Origin of the sequence: Chelativorans sp. YIM 93263 (assembly GCF_028767125.1) — a bacterium.
Lineage (GTDB): Bacteria > Pseudomonadota > Alphaproteobacteria > Rhizobiales > Rhizobiaceae > Chelativorans.
The window spans coordinates 26,451-50,976 of record NZ_JAKCWP010000006.1 but is presented as its reverse complement, the minus strand read 5'-3'; the positions used below and the strand labels follow the sequence as shown (position 1 = coordinate 50,976).

The following is a 24,526-nucleotide window of genomic DNA, read 5'->3' as shown; positions in this document are numbered from 1 at the left end:
CCGTGGTGCACGTCCCCTGTCAGTGATCGAAAAGAGCAAGATCGAACCGCTCCACATCGTGGAGCAATTCGAGGAGAGCGGAGACCGCGTGATCAAGAATGCGCTCGCCGGCTTCAGCGCTCGCGGCTGCCGCATTACCGGCAACCCCTTCCGTGGAAAGATCGCGCATCATCCAGCCGAAGGCATGCCGGCCATAGGCACGCAGATGTGTGAAGTCCCGCTCGAAATCCTCCTGTCGGGAGGAGAAATCGCGCGCTTGTTCGAATTCTACGAGATCGGGGCGGAGAGCCAGCATGACCGCCGTCTCGATCAGGCCGCCGTGAATGCCGAGGGCTCTTTCTTGCGGTGAGACAACGTCTTCCGGATAGCCGAAACGTGTCCAGCTTGTCGCGACCGCAAGCATCTTGCAGCGCACGCGGAGCTCCGTGGCCACGATTGTCATCAACGGCGAATTGCCGCCATGAGCATTCAGCATGACGAGTTTTCGGACACCGCGCCGGCTGAGCTCCTCGCCGATGCCGATCCAGCGCCTCGCCGCTTCCTCGTAGCCCAGGCTCTGTGTGCGGGGGTCGTCGGAATGCTCGATGGAATAGCCGACCTTCTCGACGGGCAGCACCTCGACGTGGATACTCCCGCGCAGCCGCTCCGCCGTACGCGCCGCCACCGCCTCCGCGATGATCCAGTCCGTCTCCGGCGGCAGATGCGGGCCGTGCTGTTCCGTGGCGCCGAGCGGCAGGATGGCGATGGGTTGGTCCCTCAGCATCACTCTCCGTGTCACACGGTTGATAAGCCGGTTTGGCATTTCACGTCTATAAAATCTGTGAAGCCGGCGAAACGCTATCGCGGCAGAAGCGTTACGGCAAGCGCCCAGTGGTTGTCCGGCTCGTTTGCCTAACTATCTTCTATATTGGGAGGGACCGGTCGTGAAGGGGCCGGAAGCGGGCACAGGAGACGCGGAATATGGCCAGGATCTCCAAAGGTTTGATCTTAGGACGGCTGCAATCGGCAGCGCGTCTTTCACGCACCGCGCTGGCCGAACGACTCATGAGCCAGGGTCTCTATGCCGGGCAGGACAAGATTATGCTCGCCCTTGGTGAGGAGAACGGACAGACGCCGAGCCAGCTTGCGCAGAAGCTGGGGGTGCGCCCGCCCACGGTGACAAAGACCATCAACCGGCTGGCGGCGCAAGGTTTTTTGGAAAAGCGCGGCTCGGAGACGGATGCGCGCCGCGCGCATGTGTTTCTCACCGACAGCGGTGCGGAGGCGCTCCGCTCCATCGAGCGCTCCGTACGCAGAACCGAAAAGCAGGCGCTGAACTCCCTCGACAAGAAGGAGCAGAAGACCCTCGCGAAGCTTCTGGCACGTATCGAGGCCAATCTTGCTCGCGACGGCCGCAGCGAGGATAACGATGCGGCGGAGGAGGTTTAGCTTTACAGTTACGTTTACCTTCGCGGCCCCTTGGTGCCGGATACCACCGGGGATTAGCCCCCGGACACTTCCTCGGCCATCATGCGCAAGGACTCACCCCGCTTTAGCTGACGCTGCCCTCAGCCGCTCCACCGCCATCAGAACGCACTCAGGCGTGGCGGGTGCATTGAGCCGTGGGGAGATCTTGTGGTCGGCCACGCTTGCCACCGCATCCGACAGGGCGTGCAGCACCGACATGGCGAGCATGAAAGGCGGCTCGCCGACGGCCTTGGAGCGGTGGATGGTAGGCTCGGCATTCTCCGCCCAATCGGCAAGCGCGACCTTGAAGATTTTCGGGCGGTCAGAGGCCAGCGGAATCTTATAGGTGGAGGGGGCGTGGGTCCTGAGTTGCCCCTTCTCGTCCCAGACGAGTTCCTCGGTCGTCAGCCAACCCATGCCCTGGATGAAACCGCCCTCTATCTGGCCCAAATCGACGGCGCGATTCAAGGACTTGCCGGTCTCGTGCAGGATATCGACGCGCTCCACCATGTACTCGCCGGTGAGCGTGTCGATGGAAACCTCCGCGCAGGCCGCGCCATAGGCAAAATAGTAGAAGGGCCTACCTTTTCCAGCATCGCGGTCCCAGTGGATCTTGGGCGTCTTGTAGAACCCGGCCGCCGAAAGCTGGACGCGGGCCATATAGGCCTGCTTGATGAGATCGGGGAAGTCGATTTCCTGGTTCCCGACACGCACGCGCCCCGGCAGAAATTCAATCTGCTCCTTGGGCACGCCATAGTAATCGGCGGCGAAATCGATCAGGCGGTTCTTGATCTGACGCGCGCCATTTTGCGCAGCCATGCCGTTGAGGTCCGAGCCGGAGGAAGCGGCGGTGGCCGAGGTGTTCGGCACCTTGCCGGTCGTTGTGGCGGTGATTTTCACCTGATCGATATCGATCTGGAGTTCCTCCGCCACGACCTGAGCCACCTTGGTGTAGAGGCCCTGGCCCATCTCCGTGCCGCCATGGTTCAGGTGCACGGAGCCGTCCGTATAAACGTGAACCAGCGCGCCTGCCTGGTTGAATTGCGTGGCGGTAAAAGAGATACCGAACTTCACCGGTGTGAGCGCGATGCCGCGCTTGATGATTTCGCTGCTGGCATTGAAATTTGCAATCGCGCGCCGCCGCGTGGCATAGTCCGCGCTCTTCTCAAGCTCGGCTACGACGCGGTGGACAACATTGTCTTCGACCGTCTGATGGTAGGGCGTGACGTTGCGCTCCGTCTCGCCGTAGAAATTTCGTTTGCGGATCTCCAGCGGATCCTTGCCGAGGGCGAAGGCGACCTCGTCGATGATGCGCTCCGCGCCGAGCATGCCCTGCGGGCCGCCGAAGCCGCGGAAGGCGGTGTTGGACACCGTGTTTGTGTAAAGCGGTGCGGAGACCGCGTGGACAGCGGGATAAAAATAGGTGTTGTCGCAGTGGAAGAGGGCGCGGTCGGTGACCGCCCCCGAGAGATCGGCCGACAATCCACAGCGGGCGGCGTATCTGAGATCGACGCCGAGGATCCGGCCTTCGTCGTCAAAGCCCACTTCGTAATCGATCAGGAAATCGTGCCGCTTGCCCGTGGCGATCATGTCGTCGTCGCGGTCGGGGCGCAGCTTGACCGGGCGGCCGGTGTGCTTGGCGGCGATGGCGGAGATGGCGGCGAAGACGTTTGCCTGCGTCTCCTTGCCGCCGAAACCTCCGCCCATGCGGCGCACCTCGATGGTGACGGCGTGGGAGGAAATGCCGAGCGCGTGGGCCACCATGTGCTGCACCTCGCTCGGGTGTTGGGTGGAGGAATAGACGGTCACGTCCATGTCCTCGCCCGGGATGGCGAACGCGATCTGGCCTTCCAGATAGAAATGGTCCTGCCCGCCAACGCGCATCTGACCCTTGATGCGGCGCGGAGCTTGCGCAATGGCCGCCTCAGCATCGCCGCGCGATAGTGTCAGCGGCTTTGTGACCAGCCGGGGCGTTTCCGGGTCGGCTTCGGCGATGTCGATGAGGGCCGGCTTTTCCTCGTAGTCGACCGTTGCCAGCTTGCAGGCGCGGCGCGCCGCCTCGCGGGTTTCGGCGATGACGGCGAACATGGGCTGGCCGTGGAACTCGACGACGTCGCTGGCGAAGATCGGCTCGTCGTGCAGGCCGGCGGGGCTGATGTCGTTTTCCCCGGGAATGTCGTTCTCGGTCAGCAATGCCACCACACCCGGCGCCTCTTCGACTTCGGAAAGGTCCATCTTGCGGATCGTGCCGTGGGCGATGGTGGAAAGCCCGAGATAGGCGTGCAGGGTGCCGGCAGGCTCCGGCATGTCGTCGATATAGACGGCCTCGCCGGTGACATGTTTGTGAGCGGAGTCGTGCTGGCGGTCGGCGCCGACGCCGCCGGTAATGGTTGCCTTCAGATCGCGCGCTTCGTGTCGGGTCATGCGGCAGCGCCCTCGGAATTGCGCGTGATCTCCAGCGGGCCGGGATAGCCCGATGTCTCCAGAAAAAGCCGCCGCAGCAGGTTCTTTGCCGCCAGCATGCGGTAGTTGGCGGAGGCGCGCATGTCGGTGATCGCCGTGAAATCCCGTTCATAGGCGAGCAGCGCCTGCTCGACCGTTTCAGCCGTCCATGGTTTCCCGATAAGCGCTTCTTCGACGGCGAGTGCCCGTTTCGGCGTCGGCGCCATGCCACCATAGGCGATGCGGGCGGCGGCAACGCGTCCGTCCTCGATCTTAATCGCGAACGCGCCCAGCGCTGCGGTGATATCCTCGTCGCGGCGCTTCGAGATCTTCCAGGCGGCAAAGTGCGTGCCGGAATCGGGCAGGGGCACATGCACGTTCTCGACGAATTCGCCGGGCTGGCGGTCCTGCTGGCCATAGTCGATGAAAAACTCTTCAAGCGGGATGGTGCGCCGCTCGGACCCCTTGCGCAGGGTGATCGTGGCGCCGAGCGCGATCAACGGCGGCGGCATATCGCCGATGGGCGAGCCGTTGGCGACGTTGCCGCCGATGGTGCCCATATTGCGGATCTGATCGCCGCCGATGCGGTCGATCAGGCGCCCAAGGGCGGGGACGCGGCCTGAGAGAGCGGAAAAGGCTTCGGAGTAGCTGACGCCCGCACCGATGGTAAGTGTGCCCTTCTGCTCTGAGACGGTGCGAAGTTCGTCCAGCCCGCCGATGAAGACCACTGGCGCGATCTGGCGCAGGAATTTCGCCACCCACAGGCCGACATCGGTGCTGCCGGCCACGATGGTCGCATTGGGCTCCGCCTCCAGAACGGTGGCCAGATCGACAACGTTTGCGGGGATGACGAGGCGCTGCCGATCCTCACCGATCACCACCCGTGCGCCGTCCTCCAGTGCCTTCAGCTCTGCGATCACCGAATAGCGTTCGGCGGCGAGCGGATCTTCCCTGGCATCGCCGTAGGAGGAGATGGCGCGGGCGGCGCGGATGATTGGCTCATAACCCGTGCAGCGGCAGAGATTGCCCTGCAGCGCCTTTTCGATGGCTGCATCCGAGGGGCTCGGATCGCGCATCCACTGCGCATAGAGGGACATGACGAAACCGGGCGTGCAGAAGCCGCACTGCGAGCCGTGATAGTCCACCATGGCTTGCTGTACGGGATGCAGGCTGCCGTCCGGGCGCTTCAGATGCTCGACGGTGACGACATGGCAGCCGTCGAGCGAGCCCAGAAAGCGGATGCAGGCGGTGACGCCCTCATAGACGAGCTTTTCCCCGGTGAGCCGGCCGACGAGGACGGTGCAGGCGCCGCAATCGCCTTCCGCACAACCTTCCTTGGTGCCCATCAGGCGGCGGTCGAGCCGCAGAAAGTCAAGCAGCGTACGCTCCGGCGGGACATCCGAGAGCGCGACCTTGCGGCCGTTGAGCAGGAAGCGGATTTCGTTGCGCACCTTCGGCGTGGTCACGATGGGCTAGCTCCCCCGGTAGGTCGAGTACCCGTAGGGCGAGACGAGCAGGGGCACATGATAATGCGCGTGCTCGGCCATCCCGAAGCGGATCGGGACCCGGTCGAGGAAGGCGGGCGCGGGGATCGCCACATTGTTGGCGCGCAGATATGCGCCCACCTGAAAAATCAGCTCATACTCGCCGAGGGCGAAGGCGCTGCCTTCCAGCAGCGGTTCGTCGCAACGGCCGTCGGCATTGGTCTTCACGGTTTTCAGAAGCGTGCGGTTCTCGCCGCCGATCCGGTAAAGCGCAATCTCCATACCGGCAGCCGGGCGGCCCGCCGCGGTGTCCAGGATATGGGTCGTCAGCCAACCTTCGCTTTTCCGGTCCATACAGCCTCCCTTCCTAGTCATACTTAGCCTTATTGTGCGGCAAATCCATGAGTTGCATAAGGGGGTATCCTCCGGAAGGGTGGAAAAAGACGTTCAAATTTTTCATGGGTATTTGCTGTGTACCTTCGATTATCCTTGAAAACCGACGCTCGAGAGTGAGGGAATGGAAAGGGTGACGCGCTACTGCCGCAACATGCGGGGCTACGGTCCCAACCCGCCGGACCCGAGGTGGCCGGGCGGCGCCCATGTGGCCGTGCAATTCGTCGTCAATTACGAGGAGGGCGGCGAGAACTGCATTCTGCATGGCGACGAGGCTTCGGAAGCCTTTCTCTCGGAGATCGTTGGGGCCGTGCCCTGGCCTGGAACGCGGCACTGGAACATGGAGTCGATCTATGAATACGGCGCGCGCGCCGGCTTCTGGCGGCTTCACCGCATGTTCACAGCGGCGCAGGTGCCGGTGACGGTTTTCGGCGTGGCAAGCGCACTCGCCCGCTCGCCGGAGCAGGTCGCGGCCATGAAGGAAGCGGGTTGGGAAATCGCCAGTCACGGGCTGAAGTGGATCGACTACCGCGCGCATTCCGAAGAAGACGAGCGTCGCGAACTGGTGGAGGCAATCAGGCTTCACACGGAGGTCGTCGGCGAGCGGCCGAAAGGGCTCTACCTCGGGCGTACCTCGGTCAATACGGTTAAGCTCGCGACTGAGCAGGGCGGCTTCGACTGGATCTCCGATACCTACGATGACGACCTGCCCTACTGGCTCGATCATGACGGCCAGGGCAACCCGACGCAGCCGCAACTCGTCATTCCCTATACACTGGATGCCAACGACATGCGCTTTGCGACCGCGCAGGGCTTCAATTCCGGCGACCAGTTCTATGCCTATCTGAAGGATGCTTTCGATACGCTCTATGAGGAGGGCAGGGCAGGACGGCCCGCCATGATGAGCGTGGGGCTGCACTGCCGGCTCGTGGGCAGGCCGGGCAGGGCGGCGGCGCTGAAGCGCTTCATCGAATACGTGAAAAGCCATGAGAAGGTCTGGCTGCCGCGCCGGGTCGACATCGCCCGCCATTGGATGGAGCAACACTCCTACCAGGCGCCCGGCCTGCGCCCCAGCCGGATGAGCGAGAGCGAGTTCGTGGGGCGCTTCGGCTCCATCTTCGAGCATTCGCCCTGGATCGCCGAGCGCGCGTTCCGGCTTGAACTCGGCCCGGCGCACGACAGTGCCGCGGGCCTGCACAACGCGCTGGCGCGGGCTTTTCGCTCGGCGAGCGAGGAGGAACGGCTTGGGGTTTTGAAGGCGCATCCGGATCTTGCAGGCAAGCTCGCGGCGGCCAAGCGGCTGACGGCGGAATCGGCCCGCGAACAGGCCTCCGCTGGCCTCGACGCGCTGACGGATGAGGAGCGCGCCCGCTTCACCGCTCTCAATACGCGTTATGTGGAAAAGTTCGGCTTTCCCTTCATCATCGCCGTCAAGGACCATACCAGGAACGGCATTCTGAAGGCGTTCGAAACCCGCATCGAAAACAGCCGCGATGACGAGTTCGCCACGGCCTGTCGGCAAGTCGAGCGCATCGCCTATCTCAGGCTCAAGGATATTCTGCCGTCATGACCGGAAGCTATTACGCACCCACAGGCGGCCATCCGCCGCAAACCGACCTGCTCACCGGGCGGGCGGTCTTTACCGAAGCCTATGCCGTCATTCCGAAGGGTGTGATGCGGGACATCGTGACGAGCTACCTGCCCTTCTGGGACAAGACGCGGCTCTGGGTGCTCGCCCGTCCGCTTTCCGGTTTTGCCGAGACTTTCTCGCAATACATCATGGAAGTGCAGCCGGGCGGCGGCAGCGAGAAGCCGGAACCCGACAGCCAGGCCGAAGCGGTGCTTTTTGTGGTGGATGGCGAGCTGACGGTGGAACTGGACGGCGAGACGCATCGGATGCAGCCGGGCGGCTATGCCTTCCTGCCGCCGGCGAGCCGCTGGACGGCGCGCAACGAGGGCACCGCACCTGTGCGCTTCCACTGGATCCGCAAGGCCTATGAGGCGGTTAAGGGCGTGTCCGTTCCGGAAGCCTTTTTCACGAACGAAAAGGACATCGCACCGACGCCCATGCCCAGTACGGAAGGCAAGTGGTCGACCACCCGCTTCGTCGACCCGGAGGATGTGCGCCATGATATGCATGTGACGATCGTCACCTTCGAGCCGGGCGCGGCGATCCCCTTTGCCGAGACGCATGTTATGGAACATGGCCTCTATGTTCTTGAAGGTAAGGCGGTTTATCGCCTTAACCGGGACTGGGTTGAGGTCGAGGCAGGCGACTTCATGTGGCTGCGCGCCTTCTGCCCCCAGGCCTGCTATGCGGGCGGGCCGGGCAAATTTCGCTACCTGCTCTATAAAGATGTAAACCGACATGCCGGGCTGCGGCCGCTCGGCAGGTTGCCATGACCCGCATTACCGCCCGACCTCTCACCCGCGAAGCCTTCGCCCCCTTTGGGGATGTGATCGAGACGCTGGGTGCGGAAAGTTTTCTCATCAATGACGGAAAATGCCGCCGCTTTCACGATCTGGCGAAAGTCGAGGCGGCGGGCGGGAACGCGCGCGTGCTCATCAACATCTTCCGCGGGCAACCCTATTCCTTTCCGCATCAACTGAAGATGGTCGAGCGGCATCCCTTCGGCAGCCAAGCCTTCATGCCGCTCGCGCCGAGGACGTTTCTTGTTGCGGTCTGCCCGGATGAGGCGGGAAAACCCGGCATGCCTCAGGCCTTCATCACGCGGCCGGGGCAGGGTGTGAATTACGCACGCAATACCTGGCACGCGGTGCTGACGCCGATCGGTGAAGAACAGGATTTTCTTGTGATCGATCGCGGCGGCGAGGAAAACAATCTGGAAGAGTATTTTTTCAACGAACCCTACGAAATCCATCTGCCGGAGCAGTCATGAAACATGATGCCGTCTTTCTCGACCGCCTGCTCGATGTGATCGAGCATGACATAGTGCCGAAGACGAGGGCCGGCGTCGAGGCCGGAAACAAGCTGTTCGGCGCAGCGATCCTGAAGAAAAGCGACCTGTCGCCGGTGGTGATCGAGACCAACAACGAGATGGAGAACCCGCTCTGGCATGGCGAAGTGCATGCACTGAAGCGCTTATACGAGTTGCCGAAAGAGGTCAGGCCGGACACGAAGGACTGCATATTCCTGTCCACGCATGAGCCCTGCTCGCTATGTCTCTCGGCCATCACATGGACCGGCTTTGACAATTTCTATTATCTCTTCAGCCATGAGGATTCGCGCGATTCATTCGCGATCCCCTACGATCTGAATATCCTGAAAGAAGTCTTCACCCTCGATCCCGGCGGCTACAACGCCGAGAACGCCTATTGGAGAAGCTTTTCCATCCGAAAGCTTGTCGATGGCTTGCCGAAACCGGATCGCGAGCGGCTGACGGCGCGTATCACGAAACTGTCCGGGGTTTATGATGTGCTTTCCAAAACCTATCAGAGGGACAAGGCAAACAATTCAGTCCCTTTCAAATAGCGCGAGATAAGAGCGGGTTGGACCCGGCAAGCACTGTCACCACCAAAGCCGGAGCCCAACAACCCTGCGCTCCTTATCCTCAACGCAAGGCTCAGGGACAGCAAATACTTCAGAGTTGATGACGTCGAAAAACGGCCAGCTTCAACTCACCGCACCAGGTAAAAAAGCCCCCGGCAAATACCGGGGTCTCAGGAATGCAGGCGCATACGGTCTTGCCGTGTAGGATTTTCCTCCTGACCTTCCCGCGCGGCATAAACTGCCATTCCGATCAGGTGCTTGAAGAGCTCGATGTCGATCTCTCCTTTCATCGTCACGCTAAGCCGAGCTGCCTCTCGAAGATGCATGACGATCAGGTCCCGCGTTTGAATCTCCGTCGCACGATCGGATTTTGTTTCGTGTCGGCTCATGAAAGACCTTTCATTCAGGCCGCGAGAATTTGCGGGATTTCAGGCGTGTTGAAGACCGGCCCTCTAACTCCCAGTTTTTCGCGCATTTGATGCACGACGCGCTCGGAAACTTCAAAAGCGCCGCAGCAGACCGGGTATCGCCCGTAACCGTCTGATCGGCCCAGTTCCTCGCCGATGGCTCCCGCCCGGTCGTAAACCCGCTTCAGGGGCGGCTCGTAGTTCGAGACGATCGTGTGGATACCGCTTCTCAAACCGCACTCGGCCGAGGCCAGCATGATCAGGCCAAAAGCCTTCCAGGTCGGGACATGCGGAAAGTCCTCCTTCAGATTCCCGGGATGGACGCAGGTCCGCGTCGCTTCCCAAATACCCGGCGCGGAAAGTGCCGCTGCGTCGGGAAAAGTATTTGAGAATACGTCGTAAAGCAGCGTCGGGCCGGTCGTTGGCATTAGCCGCATCGTTCCATAGAGCTTGGTTCCCTCGGGATTGTGCCATGTCAGATAGACGGGACCGAGATCATCATAGGCATCCCGCTCGTGATCTCCATCGACGGGAACGTCCCATTTCAGCGCATCGTGGAATGTCTTCTTGCGCAGGCGGTATATCTGGTCAAGAATACCGCTCCATTTATCATACTGGTGTGGTTCAATTGCGGTAAACAATTTTGCCTCCGCTGTTGTTTCAAGCAGAGATATTGTTACCCATTAGAGGTACGCAAGAAATGCCTCATCTGCGTACCTTCATATATACGTGTGAATATTTGTCGGTAATTTTAGGGTGGAGTGATGATGCGCAGTTGCATTGCCTTCGCGACCGCCTGGGACAATGTAGAGCAGTCAAGCTTGTACCGGACAGAGCGAAGATAAGCCCGGACGGTATGTTCTGAAAGATGAAGAATCATCGAAATCGTTGGCGCATCCTTGCCTTGTGCGGTCCAGGACAGGCATTCGATCTCGCGATGGCTCAAGTGGGGGAAATGGTGAAGTTCCCCATAGAGCTCGTACATCGCTTTGCGATGGATTGCATGGCCCGCTTCTGCCAGTTCCGTCCCGTGGCGCTGAATAAACGCTCGCCATTCCAGTTCGGGCCGGGAGGAAGTCACCGACAGGATCGACCGCCGCGCCTCGCGGTCAACGACCGGAATCGTATATCCGGTCGTTCCCACATCGTACCTCTCTGCATCTAGAAACAATTCCCGCGCCTCGGGTGTCAGTTCCAGATCACTCCAGTGGAATGGGAGGCGGCGCGCAAAACCCTGTTGCACCACCGGGTCGATGGCGACGTATCCTTGTACGAGATAGCGCTTCACCCACTCGGCAGGGTAGGTGGTCTTGATATAGGGCTCTTCCACCCGTGCCGACATGTTCTTCGCGACATGGAACGTAACATGGTCCATGCGATAGGCCAGCTTGAGGGCGAATACTGCAGTTTCTACCGACGCAGCCGCCCTGACAGCATCAAGTGCTGGCAAAAACTCGCTATTCTCACGCCCCTGGGTGCCCAGACTCATAACTTCCCCGAGTTAGGTTTTACCCTAACAATGGGACAGTTAGGAAAAAATGCAAGTTGATCAATATATGTTAGAACACGCGTGGTGAAGCGGGCATCGAAAGCGCTGTAGGGGCGGGATCTGGATGTTTGAAAAGTGGAACTTCGCCGGTGTTCTGGACTTTGACAAAGAGCGTCTCGAGCGGCGGGATCTGATCGAGGAAGCCAAACACGCTTTGATCGATGCCTACAAAGATCTTGCACCCGCCGAGGCTCTGTTTCGCGCAACGATGAGCGAAAGGCTCGATGCGCCGCGAGAGGCGCGCTTCTGGGTCGATGTCTATATCAGTATGCGCCAGGCGCCTGCGGAAGAGTTTGAAGAATAGGGTTGGCAAGGGGCTTTCCTCTTTAGACCCGCTCCAGCGCGATGGCGATGCCTTGGCCGACGCCGATGCACATGGTGGCGAGTGCCCGTTTTGCGTCACGCTCTTTAAGCTCCAGCGCGGCCGTGCCGGAGATGCGCGCACCCGACATGCCGAGCGGATGGCCGAGCGCGATGGCCCCGCCATTGGGGTTCACATGCGCGGCGTCCTCGGGAATGCCGAGCTCGCGCAGAACGGCAATCCCTTGCGAGGCAAAGGCTTCATTCAGCTCGATCACGTCAAAATCGGACGGTTTTAGCCCGAGCCGAGCACAGAGCTTCTTCGTGGCCGGGGCCGGGCCCATGCCCATGACGCGCGGGGGAACGCCGGCCGTTGCACCACCCAGAATGCGAGCGATGGGCGTCAGACCGTACTTCTTTGCGGCTTCCTCGGAGGCGATGATGAGGGCGGCAGCGCCGTCATTGACGCCCGAGGCGTTGCCCGCGGTCACCGTGCCGCCCTCGCGGAAGGGGGTGGGCAGCTTGGCAAGCTTTTCCACGCTCGTGCCGGGGCGGGGATGCTCGTCCTTGTCCACGACAATCGGATCGCCCTTGCGCTGCGGGATCGTGACCGACACGATTTCCCTGGCGAGCCGGCCATTCTCCTGCGCGGCAACGGCCTTTTCCTGGCTGCGTGCACCGAAGGCATCCTGGTCGGCGCGGCTGATCTCGTAATCTTCGGCGACGTTCTCGCCCGTCTCGGGCATGGAATCGATGCCGTACTGCTTCTTCATCAGCGGATTGACGAAACGCCAGCCGATGGTGGTGTCATAAATCTCCGCATTGCGCGAAAAGGCCGTCTCGGCCTTGGGCATCACAAAGGGAGCGCGGCTCATGGATTCGACGCCGCCGGCGATCATCAGATCGGCTTCACCCGCCTTGATGGCGCGGGCGGCTGAGGTCACCGCGTCCATGCCGGAGCCGCAGAGGCGATTGATCGTGGCGCCGGTGACCTCGACGGGCAGGCCGGCCAGGAGAGCCGCCATGCGGGCAACGTTTCGGTTGTCCTCGCCTGCCTGGTTGGCGCAGCCATAGATGACGTCATCGACGGCCGCCCAATCCACGGCGGAATGGCGCTCCATCAGGGTCTTGAGCGGGATCGCGGCCAGATCGTCGGCCCGGACGGAGGACAGGGCGCCACCGAAGCGGCCGATGGGCGTGCGGACATAGTCGCAGATGAAGGCGTCAGCCATGATTTCCTCCGGTGGTCGTCACTTGCGTTGGTGCGCGGCGTCGGTCCGCGCCTTGAGATCGCGCAGGGTGGATAGTTCGAGCTCGGACGGCGGCGGAGTTTCCTCCAGCTTGTCGGCGAATTTCACTTCCCAGCCGCAGGTTTCCTGCACCATGTCCCGCGTCACGCCGTGATGCATCGAGACGACGGTGAACTCCTTCGTCTCGGGGTCGGGCCGCCAGATGGCGAGGTCGGTGATCAGCAGCGTCGGCCCCTTGGTCTCGATGCCGAGCCGCTTGCGGTGGTCACCGCCTTCGCCATGGCCGAAGGAGGTGAAGAAGTCGATCTTCTCCACCATGCCGCGCTTGGACTGGGCCATGGTGATATAGACTTCATGCGAAGACGAGGCGATCTCCGGAGCGCCACCGCCGCCAGGCAGGCGCACTTTCGGTTTATGATAGTCGCCGATCACAGTGGTGTTGATGTTACCGTACTTGTCGAGTTGGGCGGCGCCCAGGAAGCCAATGGTGACGCGCCCCCCCCTGGAGCCAATAGCGGAACATCTCGGGCACGGAGACGGTGGTCAGCGCTGTATCGCACAGTTCGCCGTCACCGATCGACAGCGGCAGCACGTCGGGCGCGGTGCCGATCGTCCCGGACTCATAGATCAGGGTGATGTCCGGCGCATGCGTCAGGCGGGCGACATTGCAGGCGGCGGACGGCGCGCCGATGCCGACGAAGCATACATCCTCGTTGGTCAGCGCCCGCGAGGCCGCGATGGTCATCATTTCATTGGGCGTAACGTCGCTCATTTCGCCACCTTCAGCTTTGCGACCCGGGCGGCGAAGTCCACGGGCTTCGCGTTGATCACGTTTTCCTCCATCCACGCCTGGAACCTGTCGCGGTCGGCGGAGACCTCTTCCCATTCGAGGTAGGAGGCGTTGTCGCGGTCGTAATAGCCGTGCGTGTAGGAGGGATGGGCGCCGCCGGGCACTTCGGCGATAGCGGTCACGGTCCAATGCGGCAGCACGCAAAGATTGGGATGGATGTCGGAGAAGTCGTCGACAATTTCTTCCACGGTCACGACCGCGCGTTTTGCCGCCAGCACCGCCTCCTTCTGGATGCCCACAATGCCTTCGATCAGCACATTGCCCTTCTTGTCCGCCTTCTGCGCGTGGATGAAGGTGACATCCGGGCGGACGGCCAGGACCGCGGCCAATTCCTCGCCGGTAAAGGGGCAGGTGATCGCTTTGATGTTTGGATTGACTTCCGGCAGGCCGGCGCCGCGATAGCCGCGGAAGATGGCGCAGGGCAGGCCAGCCGCGCCTGCCTCGTAAGCATTGGCCATGGCCGCGTGGGAATGCTCCTCAACTTCAATCGCGTGCGGCCACTCGTTTTCCACGGCATCGCGCAGGCGGCGCAGCAGACCGACACCGGGATTGCCCGCGTAGGAGAAGACGAGCTTCTTCGCCAGCCCCATTCCGATCATCTGATCGTAAACCACATCCGGCGTCATGCGGATGAGCGTTAAATCCTTGAGATCCTGCCGGATTGCCTCGTGGGCGGCGGCAGTAGGGATCAGATGCGTGAAACCCTCGAATGCCGCCGTATCGCCGTCTTTCAGGTTTTCCCGCACCGCCTGTTCCAGCGGCATGAAGCGCGCCATAATCGCCCTCCGAATGTTCGTATTGCGAACATATGTTTTATATGCGATACAGGAATAGATGAGCAGCGAGAGCGAGTCAATGCAGGGCGAGGGGGCCGGTCCGCGCGATCTGGTCGGATCGCTGGCCAAGGGGCTGGGCGTGGTGGAGATTCTGGCCCGGGCGCCCTCCGGTCTTCGCCTGACGGAAGTGGCGGAAGAGGCCGGGCTGACCCGCGCCGGTGCGCGGCGCCTGCTTCTGACGCTCGTCGCGGAAGGTTATGCCCGGCAGGAGGGGCGCACGTTTCTCCTATCCGCGAAGCTCCTGTCGCTCAATCGGGCGTGGCTCGGCGGTTCGTCGCTCTGGGCGCATGCGGAGCCCATCCTGCGCGAGGTTTCGCAAACGCTGGGAGAATCCTGCTCGGCCGCCATTCTGGACGGGCAGGATGTGGTGTATGTCGCGCGGGTGGCCGGCCGGCGGATTATGTCCGTATCGCTTTCGGTCGGCACGCGCCTGCCGGCCTATTGCACATCGATGGGGCGGGTGCTTCTGTCAGACTTGGATGATGCCGAGCTCACCCGTTTTCTGGACCAGGCGCCGATTCGCGCCAACACACCCAAGACCGTTACGGACAGGCAGGCGCTGGCGGCCAGCATCGCTGAGGTTCGGCGGGCAGGTTACGCCATCGTCGACGAGGAACTGGAGCTCGGCTTGCGTTCGATTGCCGTTCCCGTGCACGCGCGGGGTGGGCGGATCGTCGCGGCGATCAACGTTCCCACCCAGTCGGCGCGGGTTTCGGCTTCCAAGATGCGCAGCCTCATGTTGCCCGCGCTGCGGCAGGCGGCTGCCAAGCTCGAGGACTTTCTCGTTCTGAACTAGGCTCATGCCGCGCTCCTCGTTTTCTTGTCCGGCTGATCTTCGAGCACTTTCCGCATTCGGCGGGCAAGCCTTTCCTGCAGGCGCGCATGCAGAGCCTTTTTCCACGTGTCGTCTGGATCGCTGTCCGAGCGCGGCATCGACATGAGGGCGTCGATTACGGATTCCGTGTCGTCATGCGCCAGGAGCGCATCGATTTCCGCTTCAATCCGATCTTCCACGTCCATCACATGCCTCCGTTTTCACGCAGGCCCGCTATTTGGATGGTGATCCTGTCAGATTGAAGGCGGCCCGATGAAGTTTTGGCGACATGTTGATGAAAGTGTTGGCCTGCTAAGGCGAATTTAAATCAATGGCGGGTACGTCCTTGCCGATCTCCTCCAGCAGCCATTTGCGAAATGCGGCGATCTTGGGCGCATTGCGCCGGGCCTCTGGATAGGCGAGCCAGTATGCCTTTCCGTCGGTGCAGACGAGATCGAAGGGCTGGATGAGGCGGCCCGTTTCAAGCTCCGATTTGTAAAAAGCCGGGGTCAGAATAGCGACTCCCCTGCCGGCGATCGCCGCGCGCCCTTCCAACGTCTGTGAGCCCATGCTGTTATAAGGCTGATCTCTCAGCCCGTCCGGTGAGACACCGGCCTCCGTCAGCCATTGCCCCCACCAGGGATCGTCCTTGCCGATAATCGGCAGCTTCAACAAATCCGCCGGTTCTTTCACGCCACCAATGCTGGCGGCAAGTTCAGGCGACAGCATCGGTGTGAAATTGATTCGCATCAGCATGTGCGCCTGAACGCCGGGCCACTGGCCGTTTCCACCGCGGATCGCAACGTCCATTTCTTCGCGAGCGAAATCGACGAGGCGCGGCGAAAGATCGAGGCGTACTGCGAGCGAGGGATGCTCGACCTGAAAGGAACCCAGGCGCTGCGCAAGCCAATCCGTGGCGAAGGTGGCGACGGTCGTGATCGAGAGCACGCCTTGTGCACCGGTTCGCGCGGTGGCGAAGGCCTCCCGGATCGTCTCGAAAGCCTCCGTGACCGGCGGCGCGAGGCGTTGGCCGACTTCCGTGAGAATCACCTGCCGCGGGCGCCGCAGGAACAGCGGAGCGCCCAACCGGTCTTCCAGCACCTTTACCTGGTAGCTCACGGCCGCCTGGGTCATGCCGAGCTCGGCCGCCGCCTTGGTGAAGCTCAGATGGCGCGCGGCAGCCTCGAACACGCGGACCGCGGATAGAGGTGGAAGCTCCGACATAAGTTCTCCTTATGCATGCCGATCGACATTCAATTGGCAATTAGCCCATTCAGGTAGCAAATTGAAATTAGAAACATCAACACAAGTGAACCGAAGGCAGCTGACCATGTTTGCGCTGCACAGGACATTGCGTGCCTCGAACCCAGCAGCTTGGCTCTTGCGCGCTGTTGCACGCCTTCTCGCGATTCGATTCACGCGGAAGGCGCCCCGGCTCGATCCGCGCACCCTTTCCGATTACCTCAAGCGTGATATCGGAATCCTCGACGGGCGCGCCCGCTCGCGAGCGCGCAACTTCGTAGACCCCGAGTAACCCACCAAAGGAATGCATCTACCGCTGCTGAGCAAGATGAATTGGGTTGGCGGAAGGCGAGGGTGAATTCTTGACCTTCTGTAGGGGCTCGGAAGGCGCCCGCGCGACGTTCGAGGCCGGCTCTGCAAGTGCCGCCGTGCCGTTCACGCGAGCGAGGTCGTTTGCCGTCCTGTTCTACCCCGAGTGCTCGGCGATCACCGCCAGAAAGGCGGGGCCGTAGCGCTCCAGCTTGCTTTCTCCGACGCCTGGAACGCGTGTCATCTGCGTGCGTGACGCGGGGCGGGCGGCAGCCAGCTCGATCAGCGTTTTGTCGTGGAAGATAACGTAGGGCGGCAGGTTCTGCGTTCGGGCGATCTCCAGGCGCTTCTCGCGCAATGCCTCGAACAGCGCCCGATCAGCTTCGGGCAGGACGGTTGCGGCCTGTTTGGGAGACACCTTTCCATGCGCGGCGCGGGGCGCTCGCGGTACGCGCAGCATGAGCGTCGGCTTTTCGCGCAGGAATTGGCGGCCGGCCTCCGATATCGACAGCCCGCCATGGCCGGCCAGATCGACATCGACCAGGCGCTGGGCAATCAACTGGCGCAGGATTGCCCGCCAGGTGCGATTGTCGTGTTCCTTGCCGATACCATAGGTGGAGATTCGGTCGTGACCGAAGCGGGAAATGCGCTCGTCCGTGGCGCCCAGAAGGACATTGACGATATAGGCCTGGCCGAAGCGCTCGCCGGTCCTGTAAATGCACGACAGCGCCTTTTGCGCGGCGATTGTCCCGTCGAAAAGCTGCGGCGGCTCGGCACAAGTATCGCAATTGCCGCAAGGCTCGCAATGATCGCCAAAATAGGCCAGCAGCGCCTGCCGGCGGCAGCCCGCCGTCTCGGAGAGCCCGAGGAGTGAATCGAGCTTTTGCCGCTCCGTGCGCTTGCGCTGCTCGGGCGCGTCCGATTCTTCGATGAAGCGGCTGCGCAACGCGATGTCCTCATAGCCATAGAGCATCAGGGCCTCCGAAGGCAGGCCGTCGCGCCCGGCGCGGCCGGTCTCCTGATAATAGGCCTCGATGCTGCCGGGCAGATCGATATGGGCCACGAAACGGACATCTGGCTTGTCGATGCCCATGCCGAAGGCAATGGTGGCGACCATGACCACGGCCTCCTCGCGCTGGAAGCGCGTCTGGTTTGTCTCGCGATCCGCCTTGTCCATACCGCCGTGATAGGGGAGCGCGTTGTAGCCTTGCTCGCACAGCCAGGCGGCTGTCTCCTCCGTCCTGCGCTTCGACAGGCAGTAGACGATGCCACTTTCGCCCTCATGGCTTTCCAGAAAACGCTTCAATTGCCGGCGCGGATTCTCCTTCTCCTCGATAGCGTAGCGGATGTTGGGGCGGTCGAAGCCGGCGATGAAGGCATCGCTTTCGGCGATCTCGAGATGCGTCAGGATCTCCGCGCGCGTCGGCGCGTCGGCGGTGGCCGTCAGCGCCATGCGCGGTGTGTCGGGAAACTGCGCGGCAAGCGCATCGAGCTGGCGGTAGGAGGGGCGGAAATCGTGACCCCATTGAGATAGGCAATGCGCCTCGTCGACGGCGATCAGCGACAGCGGGGCTTGGCCGAGCCGCTCCATGACGCCGGATCTGAGCAGCGTCTCCGGCGCGACGTAGAGGAGGTCGAGCGCGCCGTTGAAGATGTCTTGCCACAGCGCGCGGCGCTCGTCGGCTGGCAAATCCGAATTGAGCGCGGCAGCCTTGACCCCCGCCTGACGCAAAGCCGCCACCTGATCGGCCATCAGCGCGATCAGCGGCGAGACGACGAGACCCATGCCGGGTCGGGCCAGCGCAGGGATCTGGTAGCACAGCGACTTGCCGCCGCCCGTCGGCATCAGGACAAACGCGTTGTTGCCGGCCATCACATGATGGACGACTTCCGCCTGACGTCCGCGAAAGGCATTGTAGCCGTAGACGGTTTTCAGGATATGCGCGGGATCGGCGGTCACGGGCGGCCTGTGGAAGAATCAGAATGACGCTCCCTCATACCAGCTTGGCCGCTGCGCGCCAGGGCCCCGACGTTGCAATCCCGTACATCTTCATCGGGAGTTTCGCGCCTTCACGACATGCCATCACGGCACGACCACCGTCGCCTTATAGGGTTTATCCAGGACGGTGACGGGCGGCATTTCCGGCCCGCTTTGGATGCGAAGAGACCGCGGGAGTTACATCACCGCACCGATCTGCCAGGGCACGAACTCGTTGTCGCCGTAGCCGAGCTCTTCGGATTTCGTGCGCTTGCCGGAAGCCACGGCAAGCACTTCCTCGAAGATATGCCGACCCTTATCCGTCAGGCTTGCGCCTTCCAGGACGTCCCCGCAGTTGATGTCCATGTCCTCGCTCATGCGCTCATACATGGCGGAATTGGTGGCGAGTTTGATGGAGGGGGAGGGCTTGCAGCCATAGGCCGAGCCGCGTCCGGTGGTGAAGCAGACCACATTGCAGCCGCCGGCCACCTGTCCCGTCACGGAGACCGGATCGTAGCCCGGCGTGTCCATGAAGACGAAGCCCTTTTCCCGGATCAGCTCGGCATACTCATAGACGGCGGTAAGCGGGGTCGACCCGCCCTTGGCGGCCGCGCCGAGGGATTTTTCCAGAATGGTGGTCAGGCCGCCCTGCTTGTTTCCGGGCGAGGGATTGTTGTTCATCTCGCCCTTGTTGCGGGCGGTGTAATCCTCCCACCAGCGGATACGCTCGACGAGCTTTTCACCCGCCTCGCGGCTGATGGCACGGGCGGTCAGAAGGTGCTCGGCGCCGTAGATCTCCGGTGTTTCGGCGAGCACCGCCGTGCCGCCGTTTTTCACCAGCATGTCGGCGGCCACACCGAGCGCCGGGTTGGCGGTGATGCCGGAATAGCCGTCCGAGCCGCCGCATTGCAGCGCGAGCGTGATTTCGGAGGCGGGCACGGTTTCGCGCTTGTGTGCACTGACCGCCGGCAGCATTTCGCGCAGGCGGTCCAATCCCGCCTCGATGGCGCGGCGCGTGCCCCCTGTCTCCTGGATCGTCATCGTGCGGAAGGTTTCGCTCTCCTCAACCCCGTAAAGCTCCTTCAGCCGGGCAATCTGGAAGACCTCGCAGCCGAGCCCCACCATCAGCACGCCGCCGAGATTGGGATGCGCGGCATAGCCCCATTGCGTGCGTTTCAAAAGATCGAAGCCCTCGCCGGAGCCGGCCATGCCGCAGCCCGTTCCGTGGGTGAAGGAAACCACGCCGTCGATATTCCGATATTCGTCAAGCATCCCTGAGCGATTTGCTGCCTCGGCGATGAAGCGGGCGACGGACGCCGAGCAGTTCACGCTGGTCAGAATGCCGATGTAATTGCGGGTGCCGATCCGACCATTCGCACGACGGTAGCCCTGAAAGGTCGCCTGTTCCTCGACGGGCAGAATATTGACCGCGCGGGCGTCTTCGCAGAAGCGATAGTCGCGCTCGAAATCGCCCATGGCCAGATTATGCTCGTGCACCCATTCGCCGGGTTTGATCGCCCTGCTTGCGAAACCGATGATCTGACCAAACTTGCGCACCGGTTCGCCCGGCGCGATCGGCTCCAGCGCAACCTTGTGACCGAAGGGAATGCGGCTTGATGCCGTAATGCGCTCGGCAAGCAGCGCGCCGTCGGAAATCGCGCGTACGGCGACGGCGGTGTTGTCGTCCTGGCTGAGGCGCAGGATCGGCGGTTGCCCGTTGATTTCAGTCATGGAAAAATCTCCGGCAGCCTGCCGGCCGCCTCTGGTTAGGGGTCTTTAGCGGTAAATAAGCGTTGGCAGCCACATGGTCATCGCCGGGACGAAGGTGACCAAGAGCAGGACGAGCACGAGCGGTACGAGGAACGGCATCGTTGCTGCCATACAACGCTCGAACGGCACTTTCGAGACGCGTGAGAGCACGTAAAGCACCATGCCCACCGGCGGGGTCAAAAGGCCGATCATCAGGTTGAGCACCATGATAACGCCGAAATGCACCGGATCGACGCCCATCTGCATGGCGATGGGCAGAAGCACCGGCACCAGGATCGTGATCGCAGCCACCGTCTCCATGAAGCAGCCGACGATGAGCAGGATAAGGTTGATCAACAGGAGGACGATGATCGGGTTCTCGGACACCGTCAGAATGAGCGAGGCGAAGTGCTCCGGCACGCGGTTCGATGTCAGGATCCAGGCGAAGATGGATGCCGCGGCGACGATGAAGAGCACCGAGGCCGTCGTCTCGATCGTGTCGAAGGAGACGCGCAAAAAGCGCTTCAGCGAGAGCGAACGGTAGACGAAGAGGCCAAGGAACAGCGCCCAGGCGCAGGCAGCAATAGCTGCTTCCGTTGGCGTGAAGATGCCGGTGAGGATGCCGCCGACGATGATGACCGGGGTCAAGAGCGACAGGAAGGCACGGCGGAAGGTTATCCAGAGGATCGAGAACTTGAACGACTGGTCGCGCGGGTAGCCCCGCTTATAGGCGTACCAGGTCACGAGCGCCATCAGCGAAACGGCCATCAGAACGCCGGGGATGAGGCCGGCGGCGAAAAGCTGGCCGATCGAGGCGCCGGCAATGACGCCGTAGATCACCATGGGCAGCGAGGGCGGGATGATCGGGCCAATGGTCGAGGAAGCCGCGGTCACGCCGACGGAGAAGCCCGGATCGTATTTCGCGTCGCGCATCGCCTTGATTTCCACAGCGCCCAGGCCGCCTGCATCGGCCACGGCCGCACCGGACATACCGGCGAAGATAACCGAGGCGCCGATGTTCACGTGACCGAGCCCGCCGCGCATCCAGCCGACGATGGCCTTGGCAAAGTCGAAAATTCGCTCGGTGATTCCGGACGTGTTCATCAGGTTGCCGGCGAGGATGAAGAAGGGAACGGCCAGGAGCGGGAAGGAATCGACGCCGTTCACCATGCGGTGAATGACGACGACGTCTGGAATGCGCCCGTCCAGGAAAATGAAAATCGCCGAGGCGCCGGCAAGCGCGATGCCCACCGGGATGCCCATGATGATCATGGCGAAGAGAAGGATGAAAAGCAGCGTTAGCAGCATGGGATCACACCGAGCCGGGTTGACTGAGAGACTCGGGGTCTATGAGCCGGCTCGTGCCGGTCCTCAGATGTTTGAAAAGAACGCTTATCGCGTAAACGGTCATGGCGACGAAGCAAGCCGCGACGATCCAGTAGACAATAGACTTCGGCAGATCGATGGATACCATCATCTGCTGTGTTCGTTGCGCCATCTGCGAGCATAGCCAGGCCGTCACCCCGTAGAAGGCGATGGCGACGCCGTCGACGAATATCTGCAGCGCGAAGCGGAGCGGGCGCGGCAGGTAGCGATAGAAAACCTCCACGGCGATGTGGCTTTCCTTGCGCACCACCATGACAGTCCCGAGGAAGGTGACGCCGATCAGGAGAAAGCGCGCGATCTCCTCCGTCCATCCGAGCGAATCGTTCAGTACGTAGCGCGTGAAGAACTGCAGGAAGACGACGAAGGCCAGCACCCAGAACACGCCGAGCACCAGATAATCATCGATCTGAATGTCGGAGAGGTCTTCTTCTTCCGTGACGGGGGAAAGCGGCAGCTCTGTGCCGCGATGCTCATGTTCGGGCATCGGAGTCCTCGGGAAAAAGCCGCGCCGCCGGAGAGAGAACGGCGCGGCAAGCCGGACGGAGGTCGGTTATTCGATCGCCTGAAGCCGGTCGTAGACGTCCTGATCCCAGGTGGCGTCTTCGCCGTTGTGCAGCTTCATGGTCACTTCACGGAAGGGCGTGCGATCGACCTCGTTGACGGTCACGTCCTGATCGCGGAACCATTGAACCAGTTCTTCTTCCGCCTCGATCACCTGTTGGGTGGCGCACTCCGCCGTCTCGTCGAGTACGCTCTCGAAGGCGTCCTTGTCTTCATCGCTCAGCGAATTCCAGACCGGCCCGCCGACGATGGTCAGCAGCGCGTCGGTAATGTGGCCGGTCAGCGTAATCTGGTCCTGCACTTCGTAGAACTTCTTGGCCTCGATTGTCGGCAGCGGGTTTTCCTGCGCATCGACGGTGCCTTGCTGCAGGGCAAGATAGACCTCCGCAAAGGCGATGGGCGTGGGATTGGCGTTCACTGCTTTGGGGAACATCATGTAGAGCGGCGCATTCGGCACGCGGATCTTCAGCCCTTGCATGTCCTCCGGCGTGTTGATCTCCTTGTTGGAGGTCACGTGACGTTCGCCGTAGTAGGTGAGCGAGGTGATGTGATTGCCGGAAGCCTCTTCGTATCCGCCAGCCAGTTCCTCGAAGAGATCCGAGTTGCGGAACTTGTCCCAATGTTCGTAGTCGCGGAACATGTAGGGCGCGCCGCCGATGGCGACCGGACCATAAGAGCGGCCGGCGAAAAGCTGGCCGGTGTAGATGATGTCCACCGTGCCGAGACCCAGCCCCTCATTGATATCGACTTCCTTGCCGAGCGAAGATGCGGGGAACACCTCGATGGAGTAGCGCTCGTCCGTCGCCTCCATGAGCTTGTCCGATGCTTCCACGGCGCAGGTGTGGTAGGGCTCACTGTCTTCATAGACATGCGCCCATTTCAACACGGTTTGGGCACTGGCCGGCAATGCCAGAAGCGACACACCGGCGAAGGCGGCAGCGGTGAGCGAGTACGTGATCGTTTTCTTCATTTGAAGGTTCCTCCCGTTCAAAAGGCGGCCATTTGCGCGAAAGCGCCGCAATCCGGTTCAGATACCGTCTGGAGGGCCTCCCATCCTCCAGCGCCGATCCACTTTAATGGAACGGCTTAGCAGCTTCGCGATTTTCAAGCCGATGAAACTCTACTAACATGTTAGCATGACATCAAGCATTGATATTTCCCCCGCCAGGCCGGGCAGGAGAACCGGGGCGACCGAACACATAGCCAATGCCTTGCGCCAGGCCATCGTGCATCTTGAGTTGCGGCCGGGCGCACCGCTGGACAAGGCGGAATTGACGGCGCGCTTCGGCGTTTCGCGCTTTCCGATTTCGGAGGCGCTCAACCGGCTGAAGAGCGAAGGGCTTGTGGATATCCGTCCGCAAAGCGGCTCCAGTGTGTCGCTCATCCGGCTTGCGGATGCGCAGGAGAATCTGTTCATGCGCCGCGCGCTGGAGGCGGAGGTCGCGGATGTTCTGGCGCGGCGTTCTGACCCGGCGCTGATCGCGGAATTGCGGCGCAATCTGCGTTATCAGAAGGCGGCTATGGATGCGGGTGACCGCGAGGGTTTTCACGAACTCGATCTGGCGATGCACGACCTGATGGTCAGCGCGCTTTCCTATCCGCGCCTGCGCGCCATTTGTGAAAGTGTGCGGCTGTCGCTCGACCGGGCGCGGCGGCTCTTAAGCTCGCCCCGGCGTCACGCGGTCACCTATGAAGAGCATGTCGTGATCATCGATGCATTGGAGGCGGGCGAGCCGGAACGGGCGCGCGCGGCAATCGCAGCGCATATAGACGCTGTTCTCGCAGAGTTGCACAGCTTCGCGGAAATCCATCCGGACGTGTTCGCCGATATCGCAAAGCGGTGAGGCACAGCGTGAGGTGCATTACCGAAAGCGCTGCCGCGCTCCGTAACCGCCCCGGCACGAAGGGTCTAGCCCTGGTGTGACGAGAGGAGGCGCTTAAAGGCAATCGCCAAACCTTGGCGATTAGCCAGACCCATCTCCACCGTCACCATACCAGGACGTGACCTGACATCATGCC

The 24,526-nt window shown here is 61.9% G+C and carries 24 protein-coding genes and 1 pseudogene; 8 read left to right on the top strand and 17 right to left on the bottom strand.

Features of this window, described 5'->3' with window-relative positions; genetic code table 11:
• Positions 1–19 precede the first annotated feature (19 nt).
• Entirely contained in the window at positions 20–763 is a 744-nt protein-coding gene (locus tag LY631_RS13375; protein ID WP_274425963.1) for a creatininase family protein, read from the bottom strand.
• A gap of 197 nt (positions 764–960) precedes the next feature.
• Here LY631_RS13375 and LY631_RS13370 point away from each other — a divergent pair, with 197 nt between their 5' ends.
• A complete protein-coding gene (locus LY631_RS13370) occupies positions 961–1,428 on the top strand; it encodes a MarR family winged helix-turn-helix transcriptional regulator (protein WP_274425962.1) in 468 nt (155 codons plus the stop codon).
• A gap of 93 nt (positions 1,429–1,521) precedes the next feature.
• Here LY631_RS13370 and xdhB read toward each other — a convergent pair whose 3' ends face one another.
• Genes xdhB through uraH form a run of 3 tightly spaced genes read right to left on the bottom strand, consistent with a single transcriptional unit; the run spans position 1,522 to position 5,726 of the window.
• Complete coding sequence (gene xdhB, locus LY631_RS13365) at positions 1,522–3,870, bottom strand: xanthine dehydrogenase molybdopterin binding subunit (RefSeq protein WP_274425961.1); 2,349 nt, start codon at positions 3,868–3,870, stop codon at positions 1,522–1,524.
• Positions 3,867–5,354 (bottom strand): xanthine dehydrogenase small subunit, encoded by a 1,488-nt coding sequence (gene xdhA / locus LY631_RS13360; protein ID WP_274425960.1) that lies wholly within the window; start codon positions 5,352–5,354, stop codon positions 3,867–3,869. Before xdhA ends, xdhB begins: the two co-directional genes overlap by 4 nt.
• A 6-nt stretch (positions 5,355–5,360) precedes the next feature.
• Entirely contained in the window at positions 5,361–5,726 is a 366-nt protein-coding gene (gene uraH / locus LY631_RS13355) for a hydroxyisourate hydrolase (RefSeq protein WP_274425959.1), read from the bottom strand.
• 163 nt (positions 5,727–5,889) lie between these two features.
• Here uraH and puuE point away from each other — a divergent pair, with 163 nt between their 5' ends.
• The 4 genes from puuE to LY631_RS13335 are packed head-to-tail and all read left to right on the top strand — an operon-like array spanning position 5,890 to position 9,258.
• Positions 5,890–7,335, top strand: coding sequence for an allantoinase PuuE (gene puuE / locus LY631_RS13350; RefSeq protein ID WP_274425958.1), 1,446 nt, complete (start codon positions 5,890–5,892; stop codon positions 7,333–7,335).
• Positions 7,332–8,168: a bifunctional allantoicase/(S)-ureidoglycine aminohydrolase gene (locus LY631_RS13345; protein ID WP_274425957.1), complete on the top strand. Its 837-nt coding sequence runs from the start codon at positions 7,332–7,334 to the stop codon at positions 8,166–8,168. Before puuE ends, LY631_RS13345 begins: the two co-directional genes overlap by 4 nt.
• Positions 8,165–8,665: an ureidoglycolate lyase gene (locus tag LY631_RS13340; protein WP_274425956.1), complete on the top strand. Its 501-nt coding sequence runs from the start codon at positions 8,165–8,167 to the stop codon at positions 8,663–8,665. Before LY631_RS13345 ends, LY631_RS13340 begins: the two co-directional genes overlap by 4 nt.
• A complete protein-coding gene (locus LY631_RS13335; protein ID WP_274425955.1) occupies positions 8,662–9,258 on the top strand; it encodes a nucleoside deaminase in 597 nt (198 codons plus the stop codon). Before LY631_RS13340 ends, LY631_RS13335 begins: the two co-directional genes overlap by 4 nt.
• Before the next feature lie 188 nt (positions 9,259–9,446).
• On the opposite strand, the gene LY631_RS13330 is transcribed toward LY631_RS13335, so the two are convergent.
• The 3 genes from LY631_RS13330 to LY631_RS13320 form a co-directional block, all read right to left on the bottom strand.
• Entirely contained in the window at positions 9,447–9,665 is a 219-nt protein-coding gene (locus LY631_RS13330) for a hypothetical protein (RefSeq protein ID WP_274425953.1), read from the bottom strand.
• 14 nt (positions 9,666–9,679) lie between these two features.
• Entirely contained in the window at positions 9,680–10,324 is a 645-nt protein-coding gene (locus LY631_RS13325; protein WP_274425952.1) for an acyl-homoserine-lactone synthase, read from the bottom strand.
• A 110-nt stretch (positions 10,325–10,434) separates the two neighbouring features.
• Entirely contained in the window at positions 10,435–11,172 is a 738-nt protein-coding gene (locus tag LY631_RS13320; protein ID WP_274425951.1) for a LuxR family transcriptional regulator, read from the bottom strand.
• Between the two features lie 124 nt (positions 11,173–11,296).
• Between LY631_RS13320 and LY631_RS13315 the strand changes: the two genes are divergently transcribed.
• Complete coding sequence (locus tag LY631_RS13315; protein ID WP_274425950.1) at positions 11,297–11,536, top strand: hypothetical protein; 240 nt, start codon at positions 11,297–11,299, stop codon at positions 11,534–11,536.
• Between the two features lie 22 nt (positions 11,537–11,558).
• On the opposite strand, the gene pcaF is transcribed toward LY631_RS13315, so the two are convergent.
• The 3 genes and pseudogenes from pcaF to LY631_RS13300 form a co-directional block, all read right to left on the bottom strand.
• Complete coding sequence (gene pcaF / locus LY631_RS13310) at positions 11,559–12,764, bottom strand: 3-oxoadipyl-CoA thiolase (protein ID WP_274425949.1); 1,206 nt, start codon at positions 12,762–12,764, stop codon at positions 11,559–11,561.
• An 18-nt stretch (positions 12,765–12,782) separates the two neighbouring features.
• Positions 12,783–13,554: pseudogene (locus LY631_RS13305) on the bottom strand (CoA-transferase subunit beta).
• Positions 13,551–14,408: a CoA transferase subunit A gene (locus LY631_RS13300; protein WP_274425948.1), complete on the bottom strand. Its 858-nt coding sequence runs from the start codon at positions 14,406–14,408 to the stop codon at positions 13,551–13,553. The pseudogene LY631_RS13305 and the gene LY631_RS13300 overlap by 4 nt, the downstream one beginning before the upstream one ends.
• Positions 14,409–14,466: 58 nt before the next feature.
• Between LY631_RS13300 and LY631_RS13295 the strand changes: the two genes are divergently transcribed.
• A complete protein-coding gene (locus LY631_RS13295) occupies positions 14,467–15,264 on the top strand; it encodes an IclR family transcriptional regulator domain-containing protein (RefSeq protein WP_274425946.1) in 798 nt (265 codons plus the stop codon).
• 2 nt (positions 15,265–15,266) lie between these two features.
• Here LY631_RS13295 and LY631_RS13290 read toward each other — a convergent pair whose 3' ends face one another.
• The 7 genes from LY631_RS13290 to LY631_RS13260 all read right to left on the bottom strand — a co-directional run bounded on the left by LY631_RS13290 (position 15,267) and on the right by LY631_RS13260 (position 23,477).
• A complete protein-coding gene (locus LY631_RS13290; RefSeq protein WP_274425944.1) occupies positions 15,267–15,488 on the bottom strand; it encodes a hypothetical protein in 222 nt (73 codons plus the stop codon).
• 106 nt (positions 15,489–15,594) lie between these two features.
• On the bottom strand, positions 15,595–16,506 hold the full coding sequence (locus tag LY631_RS13285; RefSeq protein WP_274425943.1) for a LysR substrate-binding domain-containing protein: 912 nt from the start codon (positions 16,504–16,506) through the stop codon (positions 15,595–15,597).
• A 484-nt stretch (positions 16,507–16,990) separates the two neighbouring features.
• Positions 16,991–18,793, bottom strand: a complete 1,803-nt coding sequence (recQ, locus tag LY631_RS13280) for a DNA helicase RecQ (protein ID WP_274425942.1) — start codon at positions 18,791–18,793, stop codon at positions 16,991–16,993.
• Positions 18,794–19,009: 216 nt separating this feature from the next.
• Entirely contained in the window at positions 19,010–20,542 is a 1,533-nt protein-coding gene (locus LY631_RS13275) for a UxaA family hydrolase (RefSeq protein WP_274425941.1), read from the bottom strand.
• Positions 20,543–20,587: 45 nt separating this feature from the next.
• The gene (locus tag LY631_RS13270; RefSeq protein WP_274425940.1) at positions 20,588–21,868 is read right to left on the bottom strand and encodes a TRAP transporter large permease; all 1,281 of its coding nucleotides are present in this window, start codon (positions 21,866–21,868) and stop codon (positions 20,588–20,590) included.
• A 4-nt stretch (positions 21,869–21,872) separates the two neighbouring features.
• On the bottom strand, positions 21,873–22,430 hold the full coding sequence (locus LY631_RS13265) for a TRAP transporter small permease (RefSeq protein ID WP_274425938.1): 558 nt from the start codon (positions 22,428–22,430) through the stop codon (positions 21,873–21,875).
• A gap of 66 nt (positions 22,431–22,496) precedes the next feature.
• On the bottom strand, positions 22,497–23,477 hold the full coding sequence (locus tag LY631_RS13260; RefSeq protein ID WP_274425936.1) for a sialic acid TRAP transporter substrate-binding protein SiaP: 981 nt from the start codon (positions 23,475–23,477) through the stop codon (positions 22,497–22,499).
• A gap of 166 nt (positions 23,478–23,643) precedes the next feature.
• On the opposite strand from LY631_RS13260, the gene LY631_RS13255 reads away from it, so the two are divergent.
• On the top strand, positions 23,644–24,351 hold the full coding sequence (locus tag LY631_RS13255; RefSeq protein WP_274425935.1) for a GntR family transcriptional regulator: 708 nt from the start codon (positions 23,644–23,646) through the stop codon (positions 24,349–24,351).
• Positions 24,352–24,526 lie beyond the last annotated feature (175 nt).